The 4,032-nt window shown below is 55.4% G+C and carries 5 protein-coding genes; all 5 read right to left on the reverse strand.

What is annotated here, in order from left to right; genetic code table 11:
* Window positions 1–102 precede the first annotated feature (102 nt).
* A complete protein-coding gene (locus ABYV26_RS22330; protein ID WP_372683566.1) occupies window positions 103–864 on the reverse strand; it encodes a flagellar basal body L-ring protein FlgH in 762 nt (253 codons plus the stop codon).
* An 11-nt stretch (window positions 865–875) separates the two neighbouring features.
* Window positions 876–1,880 (reverse strand): flagellar basal body P-ring formation chaperone FlgA, encoded by a 1,005-nt coding sequence (gene flgA, locus ABYV26_RS22335; RefSeq protein WP_372683567.1) that lies wholly within the window; start codon window positions 1,878–1,880, stop codon window positions 876–878.
* 5 nt (window positions 1,881–1,885) lie between these two features.
* Entirely contained in the window at window positions 1,886–2,674 is a 789-nt protein-coding gene (gene flgG, locus ABYV26_RS22340) for a flagellar basal-body rod protein FlgG (RefSeq protein WP_372683568.1), read from the reverse strand.
* Window positions 2,675–2,694: 20 nt separating this feature from the next.
* Window positions 2,695–3,441, reverse strand: coding sequence for a flagellar basal-body rod protein FlgF (flgF, locus tag ABYV26_RS22345; RefSeq protein WP_372683569.1), 747 nt, complete (start codon window positions 3,439–3,441; stop codon window positions 2,695–2,697).
* A 218-nt stretch (window positions 3,442–3,659) separates the two neighbouring features.
* The coding region (locus ABYV26_RS22350) for a DUF2802 domain-containing protein (RefSeq protein ID WP_372683570.1) at window positions 3,660–4,032 on the reverse strand (373 nt) is incomplete at its 5' end.

Raw genomic sequence — 4,032 nt, forward strand, 5'->3', positions numbered from 1 at the left:
ATGAGTACGATACGTTTTATTTTCATCTAAACCCTTCTATTCTTAATTCCTGAACCGGAAAAAACAAATCACCCGCACCCAATAAAAAATCTCGAATAATTCCTAAAAGGGCCATATCTTCATGACAATCGCGGTCAACCAGCCGGGTTTTTGCCGGTCATTGACCACACCGGTGCCGCTGTAAGATATCCTGGCGTCGGCAATATAGGTGGAAAGCACCTGGTTGTCTGCGTTGATATCGCGTGGCCGCACCACACCGGAGAGTTGAATGATCTGATTTTCGTTGTTGATCAACACCTCCCGCGACCCCGTGACGACCAGGTTGCCGTTTGGCAGCACCTGTGTCACCATGGCGGTAATGTAGGCATTCAGATCTCCACTTCGTTGGGTGGTTCCATTGCCTTGAAAATCACTTTCCATACCGCCGGCCAGTTTGGCAAAGGGATTGAAAAACGGCTGATCGGCAGGAAATCGTTTTTCGGCATTGAAGAACGCATCCACACTGGCGCTCAGCGAAGACGAACGATCCGTGGCGGTGCTGGCCTTGTTGGTGGCCTCAGACGATTCAGCGATTTTTATGGTTACGATGTCGCCTGCGGTTCGTGCCTTCTGGTCGGAAAACATGGAGATCAAGGGTGCGTCATCCCGCCACAAAGAGCCGTCTGGCTGGGATTGGGGCATGGCCGCCAACGGGGCTGGCAAGACTGCCTGCGGGTCGGGGCCATAGCTGGGTGCTTTGGACTGAATCGGTTTGCCCATTCCAGAGAAACCATTGGCACAGCCGACCATAGCGATCCCCAAAACAGAAATAATCACCCAAGACCGAGATTGGCGGGCGATGTCAGCGATGAATGGATGGACCATGAAGAACCTCCCTAAAAATTGACTTCAACGGCACCCGGGCCTGTCACACGCGCCGTAATGATGCGGTTGGAATCCGTATTCACCACCCGAACCATCTCACCCTTGCACCCTTGTTGCTTGACCATGCCGGTGGCAGTAATGATCATCGGACCGGAGTTGGCGACGATCTTGACGATGTCTCCCCTTCTGACCAGCGGCGGTGAGGCAAACATGCTCGACTGGAGTACGGTTTTGGGATAGATCGCCCGTGTCGTCCGGTTTCCCAAAGCGTCTTCGATACGCCTGACTGAATCCGACGAGAGATCCGACAGGTCACGGCGCACAACCGACAGGTCTGCCAGTTGGATATAGGCATGCTTTCCCAGGGGCCGCATCACGGTGACCACATCCGCCATGACGGAAATGGTCAGATTGACCCAGACCTTTCGCACCGGTCGCCCGTCTACAAAAAGATGCAGGGCCACCATCGTGCGGCCCAGATAATCTTCGTTGCGGGCGGGCTCGACTTGATAAGTCAGCAATCCGGTGGGAAGCTGGATGGTTTCATCCAGCACGATCTCGCTGATGGTCACATCTTCGTTTTTCCACGGCATGCGGCTGCGGATCGCCATTTCAACCGCATGCTGCATCCGTTGGACGGGCAACACGGCGGCCTGCCGGGTAATCCGCACATCCGGCGTACCCTTGAAAATTATCGATGACGTATCGACACCGGATTGTTTGAGACGGATGCGGATATAGTCGACACCCACGAAACGGGTCTGACCGGGTTGAGGGGATCGGGCCACGATGATTGCACCGATGGTCTCGATCTGGTTCTCCGATAGGCCGGTCAACCTGGCGACGTCGGACAGGCGAACCGATTCCTGGTCGACCAGGGCTGCTTCTCTGAGTGTGAGGCAAGTGCCGTTCGAGGCGTACGCAGCCGGTGAAATCAGAAACGCCGCAGCCATGATTAAAAGGCATAAACCCGTTTTTCGCTGACGGTCGGATCGGTTGATTCCATATCTCATCATCGAACCTATCTTCTCAGGTTGGTGGCGGTCTGAAGCATGTCATCCGAGGCCTGAATGGTCTTGCTGTTGGTTTCGTAGGCCCGCTGGGCCACGATCATGTTGACCATCTCATCCACGACGCTCACGTTGGACATCTCCAGATACCCCTGCGCGATGGTGCCGTATCCATCCTCGCCGGGCGTACCGGTGGTTGCATCTCCTGATGAAGCGGACGGAATGAAAAGATTCCTGCCGACACTTTTCAAACCAGCCGGATTGACAAAGCCGGCCAGTTCAATATTGCCGATCTCCGAGGGTTGGTTGTCTCCGGCCAGCATGACGGAAACCGTACCGTCCGTCCCGATGGAGACGGCAACCGAATCAGCCGGGATGGTCAGTTCCGGCTCCATGGGGAATCCGTCCGACGTCACCACCCGGCCGTCGCTGTCCAGCTTGAATGTACCCGCCCGGGTATAACCGGTTTCTCCGTTGGGCTGGATCACCTGAAAGAACCCACCGCCTTCGATGGCCATGTCCAATTGATTCTGGGTGTGGTTGAATTCCCCCTGGGTGAACACCTTCTGGGTGGCGGCGGGGCGCACGCCGTGGCCCACTTGGGTGCCGGTGGGCACTTGGGTGTCTGCGGAGGATGACACCCCCGGTGATCGGAGTGTCTGGTAAAGCAGGTCCTGAAAATCGGCCCGGCTTTTCTTGAATCCGGAGGTGCCGACATTGGCCAGGTTGTTTGAAATCACATCGATGTTCAATGTCTGAGCCTGCATTCCTGTAGCCGCGGACCATAGGCTTCTGATCATGGTTTCCTCCTCATCTGTTCTTAGATGGTTTTTCCGACATCATTGATGCTCTTGGAAGTGGCTTCATCTGCGCTTTGAATCACTTTCTGATAGGCTTCAAAGGCCCGTGACGTCTCGATCATCTCGGTCATGGCCCTTACCGGGTTGACGTTGGCAGCCTCCAGGTATCCCTGGCTCAATGTGGTGTCTTCCGAGCGTTCGCCCACAGCCGTTCCATCCGATTCAGCAAAACGCCCGTTGCCGACCTTTTTCAGCGTCTCGGGATTCAAAAAATCGGTGATCTGCAGCCGGCCCACTTCGTCACCATCCAGGTAAACACCCCCCTGAAGATCGATTTCGACGGTTCCTTCCTCCAGGGTGATTTCGCCACCTTCACCCAGCACCGGATGGCCGTCGGGCGTAATCAGCACGCCGCTGCTGTCCAGCGAAAAATTTCCCTGACGAGTGTATTCAACACCGTCGGGTGTCTGGATGGAGAAAAAACCGCTGCCGTTAATGGCAACGTCCAAGGGGTTGCCGGTTTGACGAATCGCCCCCTGGCTGAAATCAACGACCGTAGCAAAAGGCGGGGCGTACGGGGACAAGGATTGAACCGCTTCGATGGACGTCTCAAACGTCTGGGGTTCGGTTTCCTGCGGGATCTGGAATACGGATCGATCGCCTTTATAGCCGATGGTGCTGATGTTGGCCACATTGTTGGCAAGCACCTCCAGCCGTAATTGCTGAACGAGGGCGCCGGCTGCGGCAAGATACATTCCACCACTCATGGGGTTGACTCCTGAAGGGTTGTGAAGGGTTCATTCATAGCTGACAGATTTTTTTGCAACCTGTGTGCCACAAGCCGCGCTTTCCGCACCGTCTTTAAATTCGGCCGATGAGACGATGTGTGCCTTCCCCAAACCGGCTGAAAATCAAAAACCGGTAGGCAACAAATGCCCTGCCGGTCTTTTTTTCCTTTTTCTTTAAAATAACGCCAGTTCCGCGGTTATGCGGCATTCAGACGCATGACCAAGGAGACTTCCGCTTCGGGCAATTGCAGCTGACGGGCGATATTCGCAACCCCAATCCCTTCGTGGGCCATGGGCAGAATCTGGTCGTAGGACGAATGATGAGGGGCCGAGGCAGGAGTCGCTTCGGCCTGCAGGGCATCAATGGCGTCGGTCATCGACGGTTTTCTGACGACGCCGCCCAGTTTTTGTCGTTCCTGCTCGAGGGTCCGAGCCAGTGCGGCCAATACGGAATCGGTTTTCTGGGCCATCAGGAACATGAGCGCCCGATGTTCGATATCGTTATCCCGGGTAAAGGAATTGAACAATGTGCTGTCCAATCCGTTTCCGTGACCAGGGCTTTTCCGGGCA

The sequence above is a fragment of the Desulfosarcina sp. genome, from assembly GCF_041551955.1.
In the GTDB taxonomy this organism is placed as follows: Bacteria; Desulfobacterota; Desulfobacteria; order Desulfobacterales; family Desulfosarcinaceae; genus Desulfosarcina.